This is a genomic window from Siphonobacter sp. BAB-5405 (assembly GCF_002872335.1).
Classification (GTDB): domain Bacteria; phylum Bacteroidota; class Bacteroidia; order Cytophagales; family Spirosomataceae; genus Siphonobacter.
This window is the reverse complement of record NZ_NJAG01000169.1, coordinates 1-760: the sequence shown is the minus strand read 5'-3', so window position 1 is coordinate 760 and position 760 is coordinate 1. Positions and strand designations below refer to the sequence as shown.

The 760-nt window shown below is 40.0% G+C and carries 1 protein-coding gene; it reads right to left on the bottom strand.

What is annotated here, in order from left to right:
• Window positions 1-291: 291 nt before the first annotated feature.
• The coding region (locus BWI97_RS26825) for a helix-turn-helix domain-containing protein (RefSeq protein WP_146011094.1) at window positions 292-760 on the bottom strand (469 nt) is incomplete at its 5' end.

The following is a 760-nucleotide window of genomic DNA, read 5'->3' as shown; positions in this document are numbered from 1 at the left end:
GTAATCCTGACAAGCATCCCATGCATGCCGTGCGTCACTAGGAACAGTTGGAGGAAGAAGATAATTGCGGATTCTGATATTAATTATCAAAAATGGGAACAAGTAAATGCTTTAGCTGAAATTCATGTATGTACGTATAGGTACCCTGCTTTTGCGAGTAAGACACAGAGCCTAGCCGTGGATCAATAGATGGATCGTTTATATGAGTGGCTTAGCTCCGTAGAAAAGCAAGTCAATGCTAAATAAAATATGCCATTCTTTAAAGACAAGTAGCTGATTAACAGGTCTATTTTAGAGCGTACTGTCGTCTGATAACGTATTAAGCTTTTGAAGGCGATGACTTTGCGATTGCTTTTGAAACTGCTCTGGTGTTTGCCCCGTTTGTTTTTTAAAAAAGCGACTGAAGTAAGGACGGTCTGAAAACCCAAGCTGAAAGGATATTTCCTTGATCGTATAATCACTATGGATAATGAGTCGCTTGGCTTCCAGAATAATCCGATCATGAATGAGTTGCATGCCGGTCTTGTCTAACTTATCCTTGAGTATCTGATTGAGTCGTTTGGAGCTCAATCCCAATTTCCCGGCATAAAAATCGGTATTTCTAATTTGTATGTAGTTACTCTCCAGAAGCGTAAAAAAGTCAAAAACTCTCTTCTGATGAATATCGTGGTTAGTGAATTCCTGTTCTTTGACTTTGATCAGTTTTAGCAGAAAAACCCGCAAGATGGCCTTGAGGATCACCAGGTCCGCTTCTGCTTTT